14 protein-coding genes and 2 riboswitches are annotated in these 20362 nt (G+C 36.5%); of the genes, 13 read left to right on the forward strand and 1 reads right to left on the reverse strand.

The annotated features are described in order from the left end of the window. The first annotated feature begins 135 nt into the window (after positions 1-135). The 10 genes from PBT89_RS03500 to PBT89_RS03545 all read left to right on the forward strand — a co-directional run bounded on the left by PBT89_RS03500 (position 136) and on the right by PBT89_RS03545 (position 16213). Positions 136-2229, forward strand: a complete 2094-nt coding sequence (locus PBT89_RS03500; RefSeq protein ID WP_270063410.1) for a HEPN domain-containing protein — start codon at positions 136-138, stop codon at positions 2227-2229. Further along, the gene (gene cobA / locus PBT89_RS03505; protein ID WP_270063411.1) at positions 2222-3019 is read left to right on the forward strand and encodes a uroporphyrinogen-III C-methyltransferase; all 798 of its coding nucleotides are present in this window, start codon (positions 2222-2224) and stop codon (positions 3017-3019) included. Before PBT89_RS03500 ends, cobA begins: the two co-directional genes overlap by 8 nt. A 258-nt stretch (positions 3020-3277) precedes the next feature. Beyond that, positions 3278-3871, forward strand: coding sequence for a precorrin-2 dehydrogenase/sirohydrochlorin ferrochelatase family protein (locus PBT89_RS03510; RefSeq protein ID WP_270063412.1), 594 nt, complete (start codon positions 3278-3280; stop codon positions 3869-3871). Beyond that, positions 3864-4925 (forward strand): NAD(P)/FAD-dependent oxidoreductase, encoded by a 1062-nt coding sequence (locus tag PBT89_RS03515; RefSeq protein ID WP_270063413.1) that lies wholly within the window; start codon positions 3864-3866, stop codon positions 4923-4925. Before PBT89_RS03510 ends, PBT89_RS03515 begins: the two co-directional genes overlap by 8 nt. Positions 4926-5370: 445 nt before the next feature. Beyond that, on the forward strand, positions 5371-5793 hold the full coding sequence (locus PBT89_RS03520) for an OsmC family protein (RefSeq protein WP_270063414.1): 423 nt from the start codon (positions 5371-5373) through the stop codon (positions 5791-5793). A 328-nt stretch (positions 5794-6121) separates the two neighbouring features. After that, positions 6122-6232, forward strand: a riboswitch (SAM riboswitch). A 48-nt stretch (positions 6233-6280) separates the two neighbouring features. Further along, positions 6281-7300: a homocysteine S-methyltransferase family protein gene (locus tag PBT89_RS03525; RefSeq protein ID WP_270063415.1), complete on the forward strand. Its 1020-nt coding sequence runs from the start codon at positions 6281-6283 to the stop codon at positions 7298-7300. A gap of 2 nt (positions 7301-7302) precedes the next feature. Continuing rightward, positions 7303-10023: a methionine synthase gene (gene metH, locus PBT89_RS03530; RefSeq protein ID WP_270063416.1), complete on the forward strand. Its 2721-nt coding sequence runs from the start codon at positions 7303-7305 to the stop codon at positions 10021-10023. Between the two features lie 139 nt (positions 10024-10162). After that, entirely contained in the window at positions 10163-11119 is a 957-nt protein-coding gene (gene metF, locus PBT89_RS03535; protein WP_270063417.1) for a methylenetetrahydrofolate reductase [NAD(P)H], read from the forward strand. Between the two features lie 427 nt (positions 11120-11546). Further along, a riboswitch (SAM riboswitch) is annotated at positions 11547-11648 on the forward strand. Between the two features lie 125 nt (positions 11649-11773). Then, positions 11774-15160, forward strand: coding sequence for a bifunctional aspartate kinase/homoserine dehydrogenase I (gene thrA / locus PBT89_RS03540; RefSeq protein ID WP_443089605.1), 3387 nt, complete (start codon positions 11774-11776; stop codon positions 15158-15160). Positions 15161-15325: 165 nt separating this feature from the next. Continuing rightward, positions 15326-16213 carry a retropepsin-like aspartic protease gene (locus PBT89_RS03545; RefSeq protein WP_270063418.1) on the forward strand — a complete coding sequence of 296 codons (888 nt, stop codon included), beginning with the start codon at positions 15326-15328 and terminating at the stop codon, positions 16211-16213. Here the strand turns inward: PBT89_RS03545 and gldA are convergent. Beyond that, on the reverse strand, positions 16210-17115 hold the full coding sequence (gene gldA / locus PBT89_RS03550) for a gliding motility-associated ABC transporter ATP-binding subunit GldA (RefSeq protein ID WP_270063419.1): 906 nt from the start codon (positions 17113-17115) through the stop codon (positions 16210-16212). The two genes, PBT89_RS03545 and gldA, sit on opposite strands and share 4 nt — an antisense overlap. Before the next feature lie 419 nt (positions 17116-17534). On the opposite strand from gldA, the gene PBT89_RS03555 reads away from it, so the two are divergent. Genes PBT89_RS03555 through PBT89_RS03565 form a run of 3 tightly spaced genes read left to right on the forward strand, consistent with a single transcriptional unit; the run spans position 17535 to position 20352 of the window. Beyond that, positions 17535-18359, forward strand: a complete 825-nt coding sequence (locus PBT89_RS03555; protein ID WP_270063420.1) for a prephenate dehydratase — start codon at positions 17535-17537, stop codon at positions 18357-18359. Positions 18360-18361: 2 nt separating this feature from the next. After that, positions 18362-19507: a pyridoxal phosphate-dependent aminotransferase gene (locus PBT89_RS03560; protein WP_270063421.1), complete on the forward strand. Its 1146-nt coding sequence runs from the start codon at positions 18362-18364 to the stop codon at positions 19505-19507. Further along, positions 19504-20352 (forward strand): prephenate dehydrogenase, encoded by an 849-nt coding sequence (locus PBT89_RS03565; RefSeq protein ID WP_270063422.1) that lies wholly within the window; start codon positions 19504-19506, stop codon positions 20350-20352. Before PBT89_RS03560 ends, PBT89_RS03565 begins: the two co-directional genes overlap by 4 nt. The last annotated feature ends 10 nt before the right edge of the window (positions 20353-20362 follow it).

Here is a 20362-nt window from a genome sequence, read left to right on the forward strand (position 1 = left end):
TGCGCAGTTACTCCTGCACTTAAAAGTGTTTTTGTATTTAGTTATATAGGAAGTCCTTTTAAGTGTAAAACACAAAAAAGGACTTTTTTATTTACATCTGTTTCTAGTAGATACCTCATTAAAATTATATTATCCATGCAAAGTTTTAGAACCGAAATTGAAAATCCTGTTGTCGAAAAAGACATCATCGATTTAGAAAAGAAAATTCGGCTGTTCCGTGAGGGAAAAGCAGACGAAGAAAAATTCCGAAGCCTGCGCTTGGCGCGTGGAGTTTACGGCCAAAGGCAGGCTGGTGTACAAATGGTTCGTATAAAACTGCCTTTTGGAAAAGTAACTTCAGAACAATTGCATCGAATTGCCGATGTGTCTGATGAATATTCTACCGGAAGATTGCATATCACTACCCGCCAGGATATCCAGATTCACTATGTAAGTCTCGATCGAACGCCAGAGCTTTGGGCGCAATTAGAGAAAGACGATATCACGCTTCGTGAAGCCTGCGGGAATACAGTAAGAAATATTACAGCTTCGCCAACGGCCGGTATCGATGTTGATGAGCCTTTTGATGTTTCACCGTATGCCGATGCTGCGTTTCGATTTTTTCTACGGAATCCTATTTGCCAGGAAATGGGGCGTAAATTTAAAATCGCTTTTTCTGCAACCGATGAGGATACAGCGCTAAGTTATATTCATGATCTGGGTTTTATACCGAAATTGAAAGATGGAAAACGCGGCTTTAAGGTAATGTTAGGTGGCGGATTAGGTTCGCAGCCACGTCACGCCGATAAATTATATGATTTTATTGAAGCTGAAGAAATTATTCCGCTAATAGAATCGGTGCTTCGCGTTTTTGATCGGCACGGTGAGCGTGCTAAACGATTAAAAGCCAGGATGAAGTTTTTAATTAAAGATATTGGTTTAGATGCTTTTCTAGATTTAGTAGCAGAACAGAAAAAAGCACTTTCTACAAAGCAACCTGAATTTCATATCGAAAAGTTTGAAGCGGCTCCAGTACTTCAGGAAGTTGAAATTCCTTCAGTAGATATTGAAGATCAAGAAGATTTTGAAGTGTGGAGAAATACCAATGTTATTCCGCAGAAACAACAGGGATTATTTGCTATTGGAATTCGAGTTCCGTTAGGCGATTTTTATACTGGTGGTGCTAGAAAGTTGGCCGATTTGGTCAAAAAATATGCAGGTAACGAAATTCGTTTAAGCTTACGCCAGGATATTTTGATTCGTCATGTTCGTGAGCCATTTTTACCATTTTTCTATACCGAATTAAAAAAGTTGGGCTATGCGGAAACGGGATACAATAAAACGGTAGATATTACGGCGTGTCCAGGAACCGATACCTGTAACTTAGGAATCGCCAGTAGTACCGGAATTGCCGACGTGTTGGAAGATGTTTTAAAAGAAGAATATCCACAATTCATCAACGGAAAAGATATTACCATTAAAATTAGTGGTTGTATGAATGCTTGCGGTCAGCACAATATGGCTGAAATTGGTTTTCAGGGAATGTCAATTAAATCGGGTAAAGCTGTAGCTCCGGCATTGCAAGTATTACTTGGTGGGGGGGTCCTTGGGAATGGTGAAGGCCGATTTGCAGATAAAGTGGTAAAAGTTCCTAGTAAGCGTGGCCCAGAAGCTTTACGATTATTGCTGAATGATTTTGACGCAAATGCTAAAACTGATGAGAAATTTATCCATTATTACGATCGTCAGGGAAAAACGTATTTCTACGATTTACTAAAAGATTTAGCGGATACATCGAATCTCAATGAAAATGATTTTATCGATTGGGGCCACGAAAAACCCTATATCAAAGCCGTTGGTGTTGGTGAATGTGCGGGCGTGGTGATCGATCTTATTGCCACATTACTATTTGAAAGTGAAGAGAAAATCGATAATGCACAGAGTGCTTTAGATCGCAAGGCATGGTCAGATTCTATTTATCATTCCTATACATCAATCGTAAATTCTGCAAAAGCATTATTGTTAGCCGATGATGTAAAAACGAATACTCAAGCGGGAATTATCGCCCAGTTTGACGAATTGTTTGTAGAAACCGGAAAAATAGAACTGTCAACTACGTTTAAAGAATTTGCTTATCAATTGAATGAGCATAAACCTAGCGAAAAGTTTGCTCAAAAATATATTGAAGATGCGCGTTTATTCTTAAAAAGAGTAGATGCCTATAGAACGAAGGAGGTGCAAAATGTATAATTTACCAAAATTAAGTGTAGTTGGTGCCGGTCCTGGAGATCCGGAACTAATCACTCTAAAAGCTTTAAATACACTCAAATCTGCAAAAGTTGTGCTGTACGATGCACTTATTAACCGTGAGCTACTCGAATACGCACCACAAGCCGAGCACATTTATGTTGGGAAACGGAAAAATAAACATCGGTACTCTCAGGATGAAATCAATGAGCTAATCGTGAATTACGCCAATGAGTGCGGTCATGTAGTGCGTTTAAAAGGTGGTGATCCTTTTATCTTCGGAAGAGGTTCTGAAGAGATTAATTACGCCAAAAGCAAAGGCTTGGATACTGCGGTAGTTTCAGGAATAACCTCTTCTATTGCAGTGCCGGCAAATGTTGGAATTCCGCTTACACAACGCGGAACTTCAGAAAGTTTTTGGGTAATTACGGGAACAACTTCGGCTAGAAAATTATCGAATGATGTCTATCTGGCTGCGCAATCTACGGCTACTGTTGTGATTTTGATGGGAATGAGTAAGTTATCTGAAATTGTAAAGATTTTCAGCGAATTTGGGAAAGAAGATACGCCTGTAGGGATAATTCAAAACGGAACCACTATCAACGAGCAATCTGGTTTTGGAACCATTAAAACTATAGAAAAAGTAGTTGCTGAAAAAGAACTTACGGCACCTTCAATAATTGTAATTGGCGAAGTGGTTAAAGAAAGTCATCAATTACCGAAAGAACTAAAAGAAGCAAGCGGTTTTTCAGCTTCAGAATATTCAAAATTCCTTAAAATAGGAGCAGCATAGTTAGAAGTTAGATTTTAGATCTCTATCGCTGTTAGAATTTAGAAATTTGACGAAAAGAGGATCGAAATAAATGATTTCATGATGTCAATAGGATTGTCAGGCATTAAAGAAACAACACAAATTAATTTTGAATTTCAAATGTTGAATTCCGATTTTAGTTAAGTAGCTAGATTTTAAAAACAAGAACTTATATCATATTATTTCAAATTTAAAATATTGAATTTTGAATTTATTTTGAAAGCCAATCGCTAAAAAAATATGCAACCAAGAAACGAATTATATCCCGTATTTCTAAAAGTGAATAACTTGAAAATTCTCGTTGTTGGCGGAGGAAATGTTGGGCATGAAAAGCTTCACTTTTTATTGAAATCGAGCCCGAATGCCAATGTTGAGGTTGTGGCCAAATGGTTTGCGCCAGAAACAGCTGCACTTGCTGAAAAACATGGGATTAAATTGATCAAGGGCAGGTATCGAAAAAAATATTTAAAAAAACGGCATATCGTAGTGGCAGCAACTAATGATGCGAGATTAAACAAAAGAGTACATCGCCACGCCAAGCGAAGATATTTGCTAGCGAATATTGCCGATACACCCGAGCTATGTGATTTTTATATGGGTGGTATCGTAAATAAAGGCAATGTAAAAATAGCGATTTCTACTAATGGAAAGTCACCAACCACAGCCAAGCGCTTACGTCAGTTTTTCGAAGAAGTGATTCCGGAAGATGTTAATCGAATGGTAGAAAATCTTAATGAATATAGAAAGACCATTAAAGGTGATTTTGAAGCCAAGGTGGAACAATTAAATACAATAACCGAATCTTTAATCGTAAAGAAAGATAAAAATGATTAAAACAGATATCCTAATTATAGGAGCAGGCCCCACAGGATTATTTACCGTTTTTGAGGCGGGATTATTAAAATTAAAAACACATTTAATCGATGCTCTACCGCAGCCAGGTGGGCAATGTTCAGAAATTTATCCCAAAAAACCGATTTATGATATTCCGGCTTTCCCGGAAATTAACGCAGGTGAGTTGGTGAATAATCTAATGGAACAAATAAAACCTTTTGAACCTGGATTCACCTTAGGTGAGCGTGCTGAAACTTTAGAAAAATTAGATGACGGTACATTTATCGTGACCACCAATAAAGGAACAAAACATCATGCTCCGGTTGTAGCCATTGCAGGAGGTTTAGGTTCTTTCGAGCCTCGTAAACCGCCTATTCCAAATATCGCAGATTATGAAGATAAAGGTGTGGAATACTTTATTAAAGATCCTGAAGTATATCGTGGTAAAAAAGTAGTGATCGCCGGTGGTGGAGATTCAGCTTTAGATTGGGCAATTTATTTAGCTGATGTTGCTGAAGAAGTCGCTTTGGTACATCGTAGAAAAGAATTTCGTGGTGCTTTAGATTCTGTAGAAAAGGTGTCTGAATTATCGAAACTCGGTAAAATTGAAATGATCACTAATGCTGAAGTTGTTGGTGTTAAAGGAGATAATGATCTGGAGCAGGTAGTGATTCGTCATAAAGATGAAGCCAGAGGTGAAGAATTGAAAGAAGTAGATCATTTTATTCCATTATTTGGCTTGTCTCCAAAATTAGGGCCAATCGGAAATTGGGGCTTAGATATCGAAAAAAATGCTATAAAAGTTGATAATTCTTATGATTATGCGACTAATATCCCTGGAGTTTACGCCATTGGCGATGTCAATACATACAAAGGAAAATTAAAATTGATCTTGTCTGGTTTCCACGAAGCAGCGATTATGTGCCAGAGTGCGTATCAGCGAATTTTCCCAGATAAAAAATATGTGCTTAAATATACGACAGTGGGCGGAGTAGAAGGATTCGACGGATCTAAAAAAGAAGCTAAGAAAGAAGTAGTACAGAGTATAGGCTAGAAAATAGATATTAGATCGCTTTGCTGTTAGATTTTAGATATTAGACATGAAAAAAAGAAAAATGATTTTTAAATGTCAAATTTTTAAAAAAGATAGGAGCTCTAGATGAAGTCTAATTAGGAATTGAAGTTTTCGATTGCTAATTGAAATCGGCCTATTGAAAATTGCTTGTAAAATTGGAAATGAGAGAAGCGTAAAATTTTAGGCTGTTTGAGCGCAGCAAGTTCCTAAAATTTAGCTTCCGAATGTACAATTTCAAGGAAGTTTCGTAAGCCTAGACTTTTTTGTTTCTTTTTTCGTCAATGGAAAAAAGAAAATGTATAAACTAATATTGAAAGCGTCATTTCCTTTATAGAAATGGCGTTTTCTATAAATAGCTTCAAAGTAGCAAAGATTACAAAAGAATCACAACACGTTTAGTATATTTGAATCAAAATTAAAATAGATGAAAATCTTTCTAAAAAGGCTTAACGATGCCTATCACTTTGAGACTAAAAATGAACGTGGAGATATTGTTCATTTAGATAATAAATCTGAAGCAGATCCGCAAGGTGGTAGCCCGATGGATTTAATTCTTCGTGGTATTGCCGGTTGTAGTAGTATCGATGTAGTGATGATTCTAAAAAAACAAAAAGTAGAATTAGAGGATTTGCAGGTAGAAGTTGAAGGCTTCAGAGAAGATGGTGCTGTACCCAATGTTTTCAAAAAGATTCATTTAAACTTCATGCTAAAAGGCGATGTTTCTCCGCAAAAAGCTTTACGTGCTGTAGAACTTTCTATGGATAAATATTGTTCCGTAGCAAAAATGTTAGAGAAAGCTGCTGAGATCTCTTACGAAGTAAATGTAAATGGGGAAGCTGTAAAATAACACTTGGGTTTTATTTTTAATATGGAATAAAAATGGCCTATCGAAAATTGCTTATAAAATTGAAAGTTAGAGAAGCGCAAAAATTTTAGGCTGTTTGAGCGAAGCGAGTTTCTAAAATTTAGCTTCCGAACTACAATTTCAAGCAAGATTCGTAAGCCTAAATTTTTTTGGTTCGTTTTTTCAACAATGAAAAAAATGAACAGAATTGATGAATTATAATTAATTTCTTCAAAACTAATAAAGAAGAAGCGAATCAAGATTTTTACTCATTTTCTTGTAATTATAATAGATCGCCGTATATTAGCGGGCTAAGTTCATTAAAATAATAGCGTTATCAAGAAAGGTTGAGGGATTAGACCCGATGAAACCTTAGCAACCCTCTGTGTACAATGGAGAAGGTGCTACCTTCTACTACGTTATTTTCGTAGATAGATAACATCAAATCTTCCTTTTTCTTCTTTTTTGATAGCGTTTAGAACAGAATAACATGTCGAAATTAGAAGAAATATTAGCTGAAAAAATATTGATCCTTGATGGTGCAATGGGAACCATGCTTCAGGAATATAAATTTACTGAAGAAGATTTCCGTGGTGATCGTTTTAAGGATTGGCCGGTGTCGTTACAAGGAAATAATGATCTCCTTTCCATCACACAACCAGAGGCAATAGCCACAATTCATAAAAAATACTTTCAGGCAGGAGCCGATATTGTAGAAACGAATACATTCTCGGGAACTACGATAGCTATGGCAGATTATCAAATGGAGGAATTTGTGGATGAATTAAACTACGAGTCCGCCAAAATCGCTAAGCAAGTAGCTACTGAATTAACCGAAGCCAATCCCGCCCAACCAAAATTTGTGGCCGGTGCTATGGGGCCTACCAATAAAACGGCAAGCATGTCGCCAGATGTAAATGATCCTGGATTTCGTGCCATTTCTTTTAATGAGCTCCGACTGGCTTATAAACAACAGGCCAGCGCCTTAATAAGAGGAGGAGTAGATATTTTGTTGGTAGAAACTGTTTTTGATACCTTAAATGCAAAAGCAGCACTTTTTGCAATCGATGAGCTTAAAGAAGAATTAAATCTAGACATCCCGGTGATGGTAAGCGGTACAATTACCGATGCCTCTGGTAGAACCTTATCTGGGCAAACCGCAGAGGCTTTCTTAATTTCAGTTTCTCATATTCCATTATTAAGCATTGGTTTTAATTGTGCGCTTGGTGCAAAGCAATTAACACCACATTTAGAGGTTTTGAGCTATAAAACACAATATGGTGTTTCCGCTTATCCTAATGCCGGTTTGCCAAATGCTTTTGGAGAGTATGATGAATCTCCCGATGAAATGGCGATTCAAACGAAAGAATATCTCGATAAAAGTTTAGTCAACATCTTAGGAGGATGCTGCGGAACAACTCCAGCTCATATAAGAGCAATTGCTAACATTGCTAAAGATTACAAACCAAGACCTATAAAAAGTCTTCAACATAAAAAAGCTTCGGCCTAAAAATGGAAGGATTAGATCATAATTTAGCTAATAATACTTCAGGGAAAACCGATTATCGCCCCTTGCAATTATCGGGTCTGGAACCTTTAATTATTACGCCCGACAGCAATTTTGTAAATGTGGGGGAACGTACCAATGTAGCCGGTTCTAAACGGTTTTTACGATTAATTAAAGAAGAAAAGTTCGATGAAGCTTTAGATGTTGCTAGAGATCAGGTAGACGGTGGTGCGCAGATTATTGATATTAATATGGACGACGGACTTATCGATGGTAAAGAAGCCATGGTAAAATTCCTAAATCTTATTGTTGCGGAACCGGATATTGCTCGTGTGCCAATCATGATCGATAGTTCGAAATGGGAAATTATCGAAGCTGGTTTGCAAGTGGTACAGGGAAAATGTGTAGTGAATTCTATTTCATTAAAAGAAGGCGAAGCTCAATTTATAGAACATGCCCGAAAAATAAAGCGTTACGGAGCGGCAGTTATTGTAATGGCTTTTGATGAGGTTGGGCAAGCCGATAATTACGATCGAAGAATTGAAATTGCAAAACGTTCTTATGATGTTTTAGTAGATAAAGTAAACTTTCCTCCGGAAGATATTATTTTCGATTTAAATATCTTTCCTGTAGGAACAGGTATGGACGAGCATCGTAGAAATGCAATAGATTTCATTGAAGCAACCGCCTGGGTAAAAGAAAACTTACCACATTGTAGCGTTAGTGGTGGAGTTAGTAATGTTTCTTTTTCTTTCCGAGGAAATAATCCGGTGCGTGAAGCGATGCACTCGGTATTTCTATACTACGCGATTAAAGCCGGAATGAATATGGGAATTGTAAACCCTGCATTATTGGAGGTTTACGATCAAATACCAAAAGACTTATTAGAGCATGTAGAAGATGTAATTTTAGATCGTCGTGACGATGCAACTGAACGTTTGTTAGATTTTGCTGAAACCGTAAAAGGAACCGCAAAAACCAGCAAAGTCGATTTAAGTTGGCGAGAAGGTAGTATTCAAGACCGGATAACCCATGCGCTGGTAAAAGGAGTAGATGCTTATATTGTTGAAGATGTAGAAGCAGCCAGACTGGAAGCAGAGCGGCCTATCGATGTAATTGAAGGCTCGTTAATGATCGGGATGAATGTAGTTGGAGATCTCTTCGGAAGCGGTAAAATGTTTCTTCCGCAGGTAGTAAAATCGGCACGAGTAATGAAAAAAGCTGTAGCTTATCTATTACCTTTTATTGAAAATGATAAAACCAGTAAGCGAGAACCTGCCGGAAAAGTTTTGATGGCCACCGTAAAAGGAGATGTTCACGATATTGGTAAAAATATTGTAAGCGTAGTTTTAGGATGTAATAATTACGAAATTATTGATCTTGGTGTGATGGTGCCGCCAGAGAAAATAATTGATGCCGCAAAAGCGAATAATGTTGATGCTATAGGTTTAAGCGGATTAATAACGCCTTCTTTAGATGAAATGGTTTTTTTGGCTAAAGAAATGCAACGTCAAAATTTTAATGTGCCTTTGCTTATTGGTGGAGCTACAACTTCTAAAGCACATACCGCGGTAAAAATAGATCCGCAATATATGCACGCAGTTGCCCATGTAAACGATGCTTCACGAGCAGTTACAGTTGTTGGGGACTTATTGAATAAAAAAACAAGAGAAGCCTATAAAGAAAATCTGAAGACAGAATATGAAGTTTTCCGAAACAATTTTGGCAAACGAAGTAAAGTAAAAAGTTTTCTGTCTATTGAAGAAGCTCGAGAAAACAACTATAAAATAGATTGGAAAACCACCAATATCACAAAACCAAATAAACTCGGAATTCAGATTCTTGAAGATTTTGATTTAAATGAATTAGTAGATTATATCGATTGGAGTCCGTTTTTTAGAAGTTGGGATTTACACGGGCGTTATCCTAATATTTTAGAAGATAAAGTAGTAGGTGAACAGGCAACATCTCTTTTTGAAGATGCTAAAGTTTTACTGAAGCGTATTTTAGATGAAAAACTGCTAAAAGCGAAAGCAATTTACGGTTTATTTGAAGCGAATACCGTAAATCATGATGATATAGAGGTGTATTATAATCAAGATTCCGAAGAAAAAACAGCAATTTTTAGAACCTTAAGGCAGCAATTAAAAAAACATGCCGGAAAGCCCAATTTTGCGCTTTCCGATTATATCGCGCCAAAAGAAAGCGGAATAAAAGATTATATGGGTTGTTTTTGTGTATCAACCGGATTCGGAACACAGGAATTAGCCGCCGAATTTGAAAAAAATCATGACGATTATAATTCGATTATGATCAAGGCGCTAGCCGACAGATTTGCTGAAGCTTTTGCCGAATATTTGCACAAAAAAATCAGAAAAGAAGATTGGGGATATGCTTCCGAAGAAAATTTAAGTAACGAAGAACTGATTAAAGAAAATTATAAAGGAATTCGTCCTGCGCCCGGATATCCGGCCTGTCCCGATCATTTAGAGAAATTAACGATTTGGGATATTTTAAAGGTTGAAGAAAATATTGGCGTCAAGCTTACCGAAAGTCTGGCCATGTGGCCGGCAGCCAGCGTAAGTGGTTATTATTTTGCCAATCCTGAAGCTCGCTATTTTGGTTTAGGGAAAATTAAGGACGATCAGGTAAAAGATTTTGCCGAGCGTAAAGGAATTGAATTAAAAAAAGCCGAAAAATGGCTAAATCCTAATATTGCAGATTAGGGTGATTGATGGGAATGGTCGTCATTCCAGACTTGATCCGGAATCTCATCATATTAGTCAAGCAAGATGAGACACTGAATCAATTTCAGTGTGACGATTTTTTTAAATGACAGCTATTAACAGCTAACAGCTTAAAACAATGAAAGTAACCGAGCATATAGAAAACGCAAAAGGAAAAACGCTTTTTTCATTTGAAATTGTTCCGCCGCAAAAAGGGAAAAATATTCAAGAATTATATGATAATATCGATCCTTTAATAGAATTTAATCCTCCTTTTATTGATGTGACTACTTCTCGAGAAGAGCATATTTATATTAAGCGGGAAGATGGACTGCTAGAGCGTAAAATTACTAGAATGCGCCCAGGTACGGTTGGGATTTGTGCTGCGATCAAACAGAAATATAATGTAGATACCATTCCGCATGTATTGTGTGGTGGTTTTACCAAAGAAGAAACCGAATATTTATTGGTCGATTGTCATTATTTAGGAATCGAAAATGTAATGGCATTGCGGGGTGACGCCATGAAACATCAGCGTTATTTTGAACCTACAAGTGGCGGGCATTGTTATGCTAACGAGCTGGTAGATCAGATAAAAAATCTTTCTAGAGGAAAATATTTAAATGAAGTTATCGATTCTGGAAATCATGCCGATTTCTGTGTAGGAGTAGCCGGTTATCCTGAAAAGCATTTAGAATCCCCTTCCTTAGAAACCGATCTTAAAAAGTTGAAAGCAAAGGTTGATGCCGGAGCCGATTATGTGGTAACCCAGATGTTTTTTAATAATCAGGCCTATTTTAAATTTGTAGAGAAAGCAAAACAAATGGGAATAAACGTGCCCATAATTCCCGGGATCAAGCCTATTGCCGTAAAAAAACATTTGCAATTGTTGCCTCATGTGTTTAGCATCGATCTTCCGCAAGATTTAATTGATGGTGTAGAAGCTTGTAAAAATAATAAGGAAGTACGCCAGGTAGGAATTGAATGGGCGATCGAGCAAACCAAAGAATTAAAAGCAGCCGGAGTACCAGTATTGCATTTTTATTCAATGGGAAAAAGTTCAAACATCAAGCAAATTGCTGAAGCCGTTTTTTAGTCTTTAGACCGCTTCGCTCTTAGATATTAGAATTTAGACTTTTGACGTTTAGATCAGGATTAAGTTATTTTGAATTTTAGATGTTGAATTTTGAATTGGCGTTATGATATTAGATTTTATAAAGTAACTGGCCTATCGAAAATTGCTCGTAAAATTGGAAATGAGAGAAGCGTTAGAAATTTTAGGCTGTTTGAGTCCGATGGTAATCGGGCGAGTTCCTAAAATTTAGCTTTCGAATGTACAATTTAGAGCAAGTTTCGTAAGCCTAGATTTTTTTCTTTCTTTTTTCATCAATGTAAAAAAGGAAAATGATCAATTATTCAGTCAACCGGTAGAAATATAACTTCTCAATACTAATTGAAAAAAATGTTGGTTGATCGCAAATTATTACCGTAATTTGTAGGGACAAAGTTCAAAAACTTACTGATTGTTATCAAGAAAGGCTGAGGGAATAGACCCGCTGAAGCCTTAGCAACCCTTTGCCAACAAAGAAGGTGCTACGTTCTACCGATTTTCGGATAGATAACAGAAAGATTCTTCACCGAATTTATTCTCAAAAACTTTTCTTGATTGTAACAGAGTACGCACCCATCAAATGGATGTTTAGCTTTTTTCAGTCGGTTTTAAGCTTTTAAAGTTTAAAAAATAGAAAAGTTGAAACAAGATTTATTACAAATACAACTTCATAATTTTACCACGTTAAGTGGCGTAACTCAAGATATCACCTTGTCGTATCATGTATTTGGCCAACCATTACATTCGGCGCCTATCGTGATGATAAATCATGCCCTTACAGGAAATTCTGAAGTTGCCGGAGAAACCGGTTGGTGGAAAGATGTTGTAGGCCCAGAAAAGTGTATCGATACCGATAAATATACCATTTTGGCGTTTAATGTACCCGGTAATGGTTACGACGGAATTCTGATCGAGAACTATAAAGATTTTGTAGCCAGAGATATGGCCAAAATCTTTCTTTTAGGCTTAGATTCGTTAAAAATCGATCATCTTTTTGCATTGGTTGGTGGTTCGCTGGGTGGTGGCATCGCCTGGGAAATGGCAGCATTGAGTCCGGAGATCACCGATAATTTAATTACTGTAGCAACCGATTGGAAATCGACCGACTGGCTAATCGCAAATTGCCAAATTCAAGAGCTATTTTTAAATAATTCTAAAAATCCGGTACACGATGCGCGTATGCACGCCATGTTGTGTTATCGCACGCCCGAGTCTTTTAAATCTCGTTTTAAAAGAACCACCAATGAAGAACTTCAGGTTTTTAATGTAGAAAGCTGGTTGTTGCACCATGGTGCTAAACTTCAGGAGCGGTTTCAGGTAGGTGCGTATAAATTAATGAATCAGCTTTTAAAAACAATCGATGTTTCTCGTGGCAGGCCAGAGCTAGATAAGGTTTTAGAAAGTATCAAGGCCAATATTTGCATTATCGGGGTCGATTCAGATCTATTTTTTACTGCGGAAGAAAATCGAGAAACTTACAAACAGCTAGCTCAAAGCAGCAATAAAGTGACGTATGGCGAAATTCATTCCCTGCACGGTCACGATGCATTTTTAATTGAATTTAAACAACTGGAAAATATAATTGCAGGCATTTTTCAAAAAGCAAATAAAATGAAGGTAGTAAAGTTTGGCGGAAAATCTCTAGCCAACGGAGAAGGTATAAATACGGTTTTAGAAATTATTGAAGAAAAAATCAAAAATGAAGAACGTATTGCGGTAGTAGTTTCAGCACGAGGAAAAACCACCGATCAGCTTGAAAATTTATTAGAAAAAGCATCAGAAAACGATGATTTTGCTTCGGCTTTCAATAAATTCAAAGCCTACCAAATCTCAGAATATGATTTTGTAGATTTTTCCGAAGAATTTAAAAATATCGAGAAGCTATTGGAAGGTGTTCGCTTGCTTGGTGATTATAGCCCGAAAATTAAAGATCAATTACTTTCTCAAGGCGAATTAATGTCGGCTAAATTAATTTCTGAAATTCTAAAGCAACGAGGTTACAAAGCTAATTTTACGGATAGCCGCCAGCTTATTAAAACTGATGATGTTTTTGGAAATGCACAGCCGTTGGAAGCACTTTCAAAAGAAAATGTTTTAGCGCATTTTGAAGAATTTAATGGAAAAACAGTAAATATCGTTACTGGTTTTATAGGATCGAATGCTAAAAATGAAACCACTACTTTAGGTAGAAATGGAAGTAATTATACCGCTTCGTTAATTGCTAATTATTTGGATGCGGAAGAATTGCAAAATTATACGCATGTAGACGGAATTTATACGGCAAACCCAGATTTAGTACCGAGTGCACAACGAATTGATCAACTTTCTTATAACGAAGCGAACGAGCTTGCGAATTTTGGAGCGACAATTTTACACGCCAAAACTATTATTCCGTTAATCGAAAAGAATATACCGCTTCGTATCCTGAATACCTTCAATAACGATAATCAGGGAACTTTGATTACCGCAAAGCCGAATAAAGAAGGCATGAAATCCCTTTCGGTTTTGGAGCATACGGCATTGCTGAATTTAGAAGGTCGTGGTCTGTTAGGAAAATCGGGTGTCGATGCAAGAATTTTCCGTGCACTTGGTGATGCACAAATAAGTGTGAGTATTATTTCGCAGGGTTCTTCGGAACGTGGAATTGGTTTGGTGGTAGACGCTGAAAATGCGGTTCGTGCGGTTAAAGCTTTAGAGCGTGAATTTGAAAGTGATTTTTACTCGAAAGATGTCAATAAAATTTCGGTAGTTGATGATGTTTCTGTGATTTCAATAGTTGGGCAAGATTTAAGTACATTCCATAAACCTTACGATGCTTTAATTAGAAACCAAATTGTTCCGTTGCTTTTCAATAATACCGTAACCGGGAAAAACGTGAGTTTAGTGGTGAAAAAATCACAGCTGAACAAAGCGCTAAATGTGATTCATGGTGAAATCTTTGAGATTTGTAAAAAAATCAATATTGCGATTTTTGGTCATGGTACGGTTGGCGGAACGTTGATCGATCAGATTTTAAATTCGGCTGCTTCAATAGAAGAACGAAAAAATGTAAAACTGAATATTTTTGCCGTATCTAATTCCAGAAAACTATTGCTTCATGCTACCGGAATTGGCGAAGATTGGAAAACTCAGCTAGAAAACACAGAGCAGGAAGCTTCTTTAGATGAAGTGATTAATTACACCAAATTATTTCATTTAGAAAACCTGATCGCAGTCGATAATACAGCGAGCGAAGATTTTGTGCAAAATTATAACAAGCTGGTAGACCATGGTTTTGATCTGGTTTCTTCAAATAAAATTGCAAATACATTAAGTTTCGATTTTTATTCCGCATTACGTGAGAATTTAGAGAAAAATCAGAAGCAGTATTTATATGAAACCAATGTTGGTGCCGGGTTACCGTTAATCGATACGATAAGGATCTTACACCTTTCCGGAGAAAATATTACCCGGATTCGTGGGGTGTTTTCAGGAACATTAAGTTATTTATTCAATACTTTTTCTGCGGGAGATCGGAAATTTAGCAGTGTTTTAAAAGAAGCGATCGATAAAGGATTTACCGAACCCGATCCGCGTGAAGATTTAAACGGAAATGATGTTGGCCGTAAATTACTGATTTTGGCTAGGGAATTAGAGCTGAAAAATGAATTCAGTGATGTGAAAATAAATAATTTGGTGCCGGAAGATCTGAGAGGTGGCGATGTAAAAACTTTTGTGTCGAGACTGGAAGAATTAGATGCTACGTATCAAAAAATAAAAGAAGAGCAAGAGCCAAATCATGTACTGCGATATATTGGTGATTTATCGGGAGATTTACAGCAAGACAAAGGAGAGTTAGAAGTTAAATTGGTCTCTGTACCCGATGAAAGTAGTTTAGGGCAAGTAAAAGGAGCCGATTCGATTTTTGAAATTTATACAGAATCGTATGGTGATCGCCCAATCGTTATTCAGGGCGCCGGAGCTGGCGCCGCGGTAACCGCTCGTGGTGTGTTTGGTGATATTTTAAAACTTTCAGAAAAGAAATAGATTGGAAATAGCATCTTTATTTTATTATTAAAAGATTACGTCACCCTGAACTTGTTTCAGGGTCTCATCTTATATTTTACATACTTAAAGCCTCATATTCGATACATTATGAGGCTTTTTTGTAACAAATCTGCTGCTGAGTCGTGTTATAAGAAAGAGGATATTATGAAGAAAGCAGTTTTAGTAGTTACGTTTTTATTGATTTCAAGTGTGTTTTTTGCACAGAATTATTCGGAAGAAAAGATTGAAATTCCGTTTAAATTGAGTCCGAATGGGCATATTATGATTAAAGCAAGCGTAAACGGCGTGACCGGAAATTTTGTATTTGATACCGGTGCCGGTTTGAATTTGCTGACTAAAGATTTTGCCGATAAAATCGATAATCTTAAAAAAACGAATCATTTTTATACCGGCCATCGAGCTACAGGAGAAGCGATTACTACCGATTTATATGATTCAGAACGTTTAGAAATTGGAGACTTCAATGTTAAAAATGAGCAATTTGCAGTTTATGATATCGATTTTCCATTAGACGGTTTAATTTCGTTAACACCACTTCGGCAAAAAGCTTTTACGATTGATTTTGTTGAAAAGAAATTGATTGTCGAATCTAAAAAGTCACTTCAACAGCGAGAAAAAAATCAGGATTTCGAAATGCCGCTGGAGATTAATAACGATCGAAACATAAAAGTCAGCATCGGGACAATGGTAAAAATCGATTCTTTAAAACTACATGTTGGTTTAGATAGTGGTGCCGGTTTTGATGTTTTTCGATTTAATTCAAGGTACATGGAAGCTTTAGGAATTGATTCTACAAAGGTAGAAAGCAAATATATTCCAAGTTCCTTTAAACCAGAACAAGGAAATCAATATTATAGAGCTGAAATCGGCAGTTTTGGAGATTTAAAAATGAATGCTGAAAAAACCGATTTTCAAGTAACATTTATCGACGGTTTAATTCATGAAGGTATAATGGGAATCAACTGGATTGGCGAGGTAATTACTTTTGATATGCCTAAGAAAAAAATTGTTGTGAGAAACAACGAATCTTAAATTTTAGGTTGCTGTGTTAATTCAGTAAACAAGCTCTCCAGATTTTTAGTTTTTTGATTAAGCTGAAGCGTTTTTAGTCCATTATCATGCGCAAAATCAAAAACCGCCGGGCGCATATCTTCTGTTGTGGTGAAAGTAAGTTCGTAAACAAAACCAGCAGGGTTTTTTACTTGCTTTAGATGCGGAAGTTTTTGCAGCGCCACCATTTCAATACGATAATCAAATTCAACTTCGATAATTTGTTCCTGGCCTTTACGAAGATCGGTTAGTTTTTGGTTGGCGATAATTTTGCCATGATTAATAATGATCACGCGATCACAAAGCGCTTCAACTTCTTGCATAATATGAGTAGAAAGAAAAATCGTTTTGTTTTTGGCGATATTTTTTATCAGACTACGAATTTCTACAAGCTGGTTAGGATCCAGTCCTGTGGTTGGTTCATCTAAAATTAAAACTTGTGGATCGTGCAATAAAGCCGCTGCCAAACCAACTCGCTGGCGATAACCTTTAGAAAGCTGATCGATTTTTTTATTAGCTTCGGGAGCAAGATTGGTTAATTTAATCACCTGTTCTATACGTTCTTTTCTGATTCCGTAAACTTTCGCATTAAAGCCCAAATATTCCCGTATGTACATTTCAGTATATAAAGGATTATGTTCTGGTAGGTAGCCAATACTTTTTTGTAGCTCGTGAAGCTGATGCTCTACCGAAAAGCCACTCACAGTCGCTTTACCTTCCGATGCTTTAAGATATCCGGTAAGAATTTTCATGAGTGTAGATTTACCGGCACCGTTTGGACCAAGAAAACCAACAATTTCACCTTTTTCAATAGAAAAGGAAACCTGGTTAAGGGCTTTTTGATCCCCATAAAATTTTGATATTTTTTCTACTGAAATCGACATGTTGGAAGCTTTAGGCCAAAAGTAAGCATAAAATTGGCGCAGTAAAAACAGGTTTAGAGTATTAACGTACACTTTATTAAAACTGATTTTTTGGTTTTAATATTTATTATTTAAAAACACCCTGGTTAAAATTGTATTCGCTGCAAGATTTCTTCTGAAAAAACTGAAATATAAAAAGATTCGTAAAAAGTAAGATTATCTCAAAAAAAATATAAAAATGGTTTTTAATATTAAAATATAATTATACTTTAGTCAGCGTAATAAAGAACAGATGAACAACTTATTTACTTGGAACGCATTCTTTTATTTTTATTTCTTTTTTAAGGAATAGAGATCGGGAATGGTATGTAATTAAGCAAACAATATTATATAAAAGTCTCGATCTAAAAATCGGGACTTTTTTTTATATCAAATTTTGAATGAATAAAGTCATAGGAATACAGGGAATTCAGGGATCTTTCCATCACTTGGTTGCTCAGCAATATTATGGTGAGGATGTAGCGATTTTGGAATGTATGTCTTTTCAGGAACTGGTAAGAAGTCTGGTTGCCGGAGAAACCCAAGAAATTGTGATGGCGATCGAGAATTCTATAGCAGGATCAATTCTTCCTAATTATGCATTGATCGACGAGAATGATCTGCATGTGGTTGGTGAACATTATATCCCAATCGCTATGAATATGATGGCTTTAAAAGGACAGCAGATCGACCAGATCAAAAAAGTATATTCTCACCCAATGGCTTTATTGCAGTGTAAAGAATTCTTCAAAAAATATCCCAATATTAAATTAATAGAAGATACAGATACTGCAGAGGTTGCCAGAAGAATTTCAGAAAAGCAATCAAAGCATGTAGCGGCTGTTGCCAGCACTGCAGCGGCTTCAATTTTTGGACTGGATATTTTGGCTTCAGACATTCATACAAAAAAGAGTAATTCTACTCGATTTTTAATTATCAGTAAAACTAAAAAAGAGCCTAACGGAGAGAAAATAGACAAAGCTTCTTTGAAGTTTGAGTTAGAAAGCCGTACCGGGAGTTTAGTTTCAGTATTAAATATTATGCGTGATTTTGATCTTAACATGACCAAGATCCAAAGTATGCCAATTATCGAAACTCCCTGGAAATACAGCTTTTTTATAGATATCACTTTCGATGATTACGAGCGATTTTCTAAAGCTATGGAAGTTTTGGGAATGATGACCGAGCAATTAAGAATTTTTGGAACATATAAAAACAACGTTTAATAATGATACCAGCCAATAGGTTAGAACATGTAAAAGAGTACTATTTCTCTTCAAAATTAAGAGAAGTTCGTGCCTTGCAGGCCGCAGGTAAACCCATTATCAATTTAGGAATTGGTAGTCCAGATTTACCGCCACCGCCACAGGTGATTGCCGCCTTAAATGAAGGATTAACTCAAAATGGTGCGCATCAATATCAGCCTTATAAAGGAACTGCTGATTTTAGGAATGCGATTGCCGGGTTCTATCGTAAGTATTATCAGGTATCATTAGATGCAGAGTCTGAGGTGATTCCATTAATGGGAAGCAAGGAAGGGATTTTGCATATTTCTATGGCTTATTTAAATGAAGGAGATGAGGTTTTAATTCCAAATCCAGGGTATCCTACATATACTTCGGTCTCAAAATTAGTTGGTGCAAAGGCCATTTTTTATGATCTAAATGAAGAAGGAAACTGGTTGCCAAATTTTGATGAATTAGAGCAAAAAGATTTAAGTAAAGTGAAGATCATGTGGGTTAATTATCCGCATATGCCAACCGGAGCATCGGCTACAGATGAAGTTTTTGAGCAATTGGTTGCTTTTGGAAAAAAACATCAGATACTTATTGTTAATGATAATCCATATAGTTTTATCCTGAATGAGAACCCTAAAAGTATTTTAAAGACTGAAGGTGCCAAGGAAGTAGCGCTAGAGCTGAACAGCTTAAGTAAAAGCTTTAATATGGCAGGTTGGCGTGTAGGAATGTTGTGTGGAAGCGCTAAAAATATCGACACTGTTTTAAAGGTAAAAACCAATATGGATAGTGGAATGTTTTATCCTGTGCAGGCTGGCGCTACTGCAGCATTACAATTAGATAAAAACTGGTTCGATTCTATGAACGAGGTTTATAAAAGCAGAAGAGCTAAAATATTAGAATTAGCTGAAGCTTTAGAGTGCACACCGGGTAAAGAACAGGCAGGAATGTTTATTTGGTGTAAAGTGCCCGAAGGAAAATCATCTGAAGAATTTGTAGATAATCTGCTGCATGAGCATAGCATTTTTACTGCACCAGGTTTCATTTTTGGTGATATGGGCGAAGGCTATATTCGTTTTTCATTGTGTACAGACGAAAAAAATGTTGATGAAGCTATAAAACGAATCAAAAGATGAAAGTAAGTGTAATTGGAGTAGGTCTTATTGGTGGTTCGTTCGCTTTAGCGATTAAAGAATCCTTTCCTGAAAGTACGATTTTTGGTATCGATAAGAGTGAAGCCCATGTTAATGAAGCTTTAGAGATCGGTTTTATCGATAAGGCAGGAACCATGGAAGATCTTGCAGATAGTGATGTTGCCATTGTAGCGGTTCCGGTAGATATTAGCATACAAGTTTTAAAAGAAGCTTTAGATCATGCAGGCGACAATACTTTAGTGATCGATGCCGGTTCCACAAAATTCAAATTATGTGAAGCGGTAAAAGATCATCCCAAGCGCAGAAATTATTTATCTGCTCATCCTATTGCGGGAACCGAGTTTTCTGGTCCTTCAGCAGCTATAAAAGATTTATATAAAGAAAAGACCAATATCGTATGTGAAGTAGAAAAGACAGCTTTTAAACTTCAGGAGCGAGGCATGGAGATCTTTAGGAAAATAGGAATGCGTATTCGATATATGGATCCTGAGTCTCACGATCGGCATATTGCTTATGTATCTCATTTATCGCATATCAGTTCTTTTATGCTGGGAAAAACAGTGCTTGAAAAAGAGAAAAATGAACGTGACATTTTTGACCTTGCGGGAAGTGGATTTGCTTCGACAGTAAGATTAGCAAAAAGTTCGCCGGCAATGTGGTCACCAATTTTTCAGCAGAACAAAGAAAATGTACTGGAAACCTTAAATGAATATATTCAGAATTTAAGTTCTTTTAGAGACTTAATCGCCAACGACGAGTTTGGTGAAGTGTATAACGAAATGGAACGTACAAATCATATAAAATCAATTTTAAACGGAATTAGCTAAAATTTATAAT

This window comes from Zunongwangia sp. HRR-M8 (genome assembly GCF_027594405.1).
Classification (GTDB): domain Bacteria; phylum Bacteroidota; class Bacteroidia; order Flavobacteriales; family Flavobacteriaceae; genus Zunongwangia.

Excerpts from the sequence above, each read along its gene's own strand:
- PBT89_RS03500 (WP_270063410.1), top strand. The coding sequence starts at position 136 with ATGCAAAGTTTTAGAACCGAAATTGAAAATCCTGTTGTCGAAAAAGAC.
- cobA (WP_270063411.1), top strand. The coding sequence starts at position 2,222 with ATGTATAATTTACCAAAATTAAGTGTAGTTGGTGCCGGTCCTGGAGAT.
- PBT89_RS03510 (WP_270063412.1), top strand. The coding sequence starts at position 3,278 with ATGCAACCAAGAAACGAATTATATCCCGTATTTCTAAAAGTGAATAAC.
- PBT89_RS03515 (WP_270063413.1), top strand. The coding sequence starts at position 3,864 with ATGATTAAAACAGATATCCTAATTATAGGAGCAGGCCCCACAGGATTA.
- PBT89_RS03520 (WP_270063414.1), top strand. The coding sequence starts at position 5,371 with ATGAAAATCTTTCTAAAAAGGCTTAACGATGCCTATCACTTTGAGACT.
- PBT89_RS03525 (WP_270063415.1), top strand. The coding sequence starts at position 6,281 with ATGTCGAAATTAGAAGAAATATTAGCTGAAAAAATATTGATCCTTGAT.
- metH (WP_270063416.1), top strand. The coding sequence starts at position 7,303 with ATGGAAGGATTAGATCATAATTTAGCTAATAATACTTCAGGGAAAACC.
- metF (WP_270063417.1), top strand. The coding sequence starts at position 10,163 with ATGAAAGTAACCGAGCATATAGAAAACGCAAAAGGAAAAACGCTTTTT.
- PBT89_RS03545 (WP_270063418.1), top strand. The coding sequence starts at position 15,326 with ATGAAGAAAGCAGTTTTAGTAGTTACGTTTTTATTGATTTCAAGTGTG.
- gldA (WP_270063419.1), bottom strand. The coding sequence starts at position 17,115 with ATGTCGATTTCAGTAGAAAAAATATCAAAATTTTATGGGGATCAAAAA.
- PBT89_RS03555 (WP_270063420.1), top strand. The coding sequence starts at position 17,535 with ATGAATAAAGTCATAGGAATACAGGGAATTCAGGGATCTTTCCATCAC.
- PBT89_RS03560 (WP_270063421.1), top strand. The coding sequence starts at position 18,362 with ATGATACCAGCCAATAGGTTAGAACATGTAAAAGAGTACTATTTCTCT.
- PBT89_RS03565 (WP_270063422.1), top strand. The coding sequence starts at position 19,504 with ATGAAAGTAAGTGTAATTGGAGTAGGTCTTATTGGTGGTTCGTTCGCT.